The organism is Brevundimonas sp. UBA7664, assembly GCF_002483305.1.
In the GTDB taxonomy this organism is placed as follows: Bacteria; Pseudomonadota; Alphaproteobacteria; order Caulobacterales; family Caulobacteraceae; genus Brevundimonas.
Genome location: NZ_DLHQ01000045.1, coordinates 114,284 through 116,902, shown reverse-complemented (window position 1 = coordinate 116,902; position 2,619 = coordinate 114,284). Strand labels below are relative to the sequence as shown.

The 2,619-nt window shown below is 58.5% G+C and carries 2 protein-coding genes; both read left to right on the top strand.

All coding sequences use genetic code 11. The annotated features are described in order from the left end of the window. Positions 1-227 precede the first annotated feature (227 nt). Positions 228-1,625: a hypothetical protein gene (locus B2742_RS10765; protein ID WP_292066074.1), complete on the top strand. Its 1,398-nt coding sequence runs from the start codon at positions 228-230 to the stop codon at positions 1,623-1,625. After that, positions 1,625-2,536 (top strand): DNA adenine methylase, encoded by a 912-nt coding sequence (locus B2742_RS10760; protein ID WP_292066072.1) that lies wholly within the window; start codon positions 1,625-1,627, stop codon positions 2,534-2,536. Before B2742_RS10765 ends, B2742_RS10760 begins: the two co-directional genes overlap by 1 nt. Positions 2,537-2,619: the final 83 nt, after the last annotated feature.

The window sequence follows — 2,619 nt, the reverse complement described above, 5'->3', positions numbered from 1 at the left end:
CAACCGTCCGCTTAGAAGACGGGGGTAAAGCGTTAAATTCCAGACGCTTGGCTGTAAAACCGTCTACTATCTACCTTAATGATCTCAATGACTTACGACGTCGCCGTAAAACATTGAGGACGAGAGGATCGGCATCTGAGGGTGAGCCGTTAGTGCCGAGTTCGCCCCGTAGTTGCGTTTCGGACTTGGCTGTCACAATGATTGCCCTCGGACCTTGGGAGGGGGCGATGGCTAAGAGAGACGACCTGCGGGTCGAAGACCTGCTGCTGGATGTGGACAACCCGCGCATTGGCGGCGTCGCCAGTCAATCGGAAGCCCTTGAAGCGATCGTCAATCTCAACGACAGCCACTTCAAGACCATGATGAAGAGCATTGCAGACCATGGGCTAGACCCAGGGGATGCGTTCTATGTCATCGCCGACGACCTCGAACTCGGCACCTATGTGGTGGTTGACGGTAACCGTCGGCTGTCCGCTCTGAAAACCCTGCAGAACCCCGCCCTACTCAACGGCACCCAGCTTTCCGATCGGGTGAAGAAGGCCCTCGCCAAGATATCCAGCGACTTCACCGGCACCTTGCCGACGAGCGTGGACGTCGTGATTTTCGATGACCGAGCCGCAGCAGATGAGTGGATCGAGCGACGGCATGGGCGCGGGCTCGAAGGGGAGGCTCGCATTCCTTGGAATCCGCTCGAAATACAGCGGTTTCAGAATGACCGTTCCATTTTGGACGTGATCGAGTTCGTCGGCAAAAACTCTACATTCAGCGACGATGAATGGTCAGAGATCAAACGGGCGGTGGAGGCAAAAACCAGCGTCTTGGGTCGTTTCCTCGAAGCCAAGGTGGGCATCGATTGGTTTGGCCTAGTCGTCGAGACAATCGACGGCGAGGACGTCCCCTCCTTCAAGGTCGACGCGAGCGCAGCGATAAACTTCCTCAGCAAGTTGATGAGCGACATTCGAGACAAGGTCGTCGACAGCCGAACTCACAACAAGACCCCGGAGATTGAAACGTATTTCGGGCAGCACGCCCCCGCATCGCCGATCTCCGCGCAGGCAAGTCCGGTGAAGTTCCGCGAGGCCTTAGTCAGCGACGGGAAGACACGCCCGCGCCAATCCGTCTCCGCCAAAACCAAGACCGCCAGCACTACGAAAACGGCCAAGGTCAAACCGCCTCGGAGGACGCTGGCGGAAGCCAAGCACCCGTTCGCTCCGCCGGATACCGAGAAAGGCAAGCAACTGCTGAGGGAGGCCTCAAAGGTGCTCTTGGCGGACAAGCCGCTGGCCTCAGCCTTCCTCCTTCGAGCGTTTCTCCAACACACGATCGACGTTTACATGACGGCCCACAGCCTGCCCTTCTTCGAAAACCAAGCGGGCAAGACCGTTAAGCTCGACTTGAAAACGAAGGCGGAACGGGTCCTGAGCCATCTCGTCTCGTCGGGCGCCGTGTCCGGCACGGAACTTCACGGCGTGAGGCGCACACTCACCGGTAAAAATGATCCCGCCTCTATCCAAGCGTTGAACGACTATCACCATGACCGCTATCAGATCCCTGCGGCCGACGTGCTTCGCAACGCATGGGAGTCGGCAAAACCCATGTTCATTGCTGTTTATGGTAAAGCCTGATGGCCGCGCGTTCCGGTGCCTTCTCCCCTCTTCGCTATCCTGGGGGGAAGGGCAAGCTGGCCAGGTTTGTCGCCGAGGTCATTCGGCAGAACGGGTTGTCCGACGGTCTTTACGTCGAGCCCTATGCCGGCGGCGCAGCTGTTGCATGGGAGCTCCTGCTGACGGGCGTGGTCCAGCGGGTCGCCATCAATGACATAAGCAAGCCGGTATTTGCTTTTTGGTCGGCCGTTCTGAACCAAACCGATGAGCTCGTTCAGCTCATATCGGACACGGAGGTTACCCTCGCAGAGAGGGATCGGTTGAAGGCGATAGTCGACAACCCGAAGGATCAGGACCCACTCCAGTTGGGCTTTGGGCTATTTTTCCTGAATCGCGTCCACCGCTCCGGCATTTTGAACGGCGGAGTTATTGGGGGGCGGGCGCAAACTGGCGAATGGAAAATGGATGCCCGCTTCCACAAGGAAGACCTCATCACGAGGATCGAAGCCATCGCCGAAGCCCGTCGGCGCATCGATCTAACCAACGAGGACGCAGTCAAATTCCTCGGGGATGGTCAAGGGCGCTGGTCTGAACGAACCTTGGTCTACCTAGATCCTCCCTACTACGAAAAGGGAAGCCAGCTTTATCACCACTACTACCGACACCCGGATCATGCTCGCGTCTCAGCCGCGGTGAGGGCCCTCCAAGCCCCGCGCTGGATCGTCTCGTATGACGACGTGACCCCGATCCACGATCTTTATACCGAAACGGAGTGGCTGCAGTACTCCATTGGTTACAGCGCACGCGCGCGCGGCCGAGGTCGGGAAGCAATGTTCTTCAGTGACGGCCTTGTGGTCCCCGAAGTGATGGGCTCGATGGTGGAACTTGCGCGCAGCGACGGCGATCCAGCGTGCCGCCCCATAGCTGCGTAGGCGGACGCTCAAGGAGGCAGATCGGTAAAACCGGCTGTAAAACCGTCATGACCGGATCGGCTAGAACCGTGGCGCGCCCAGCA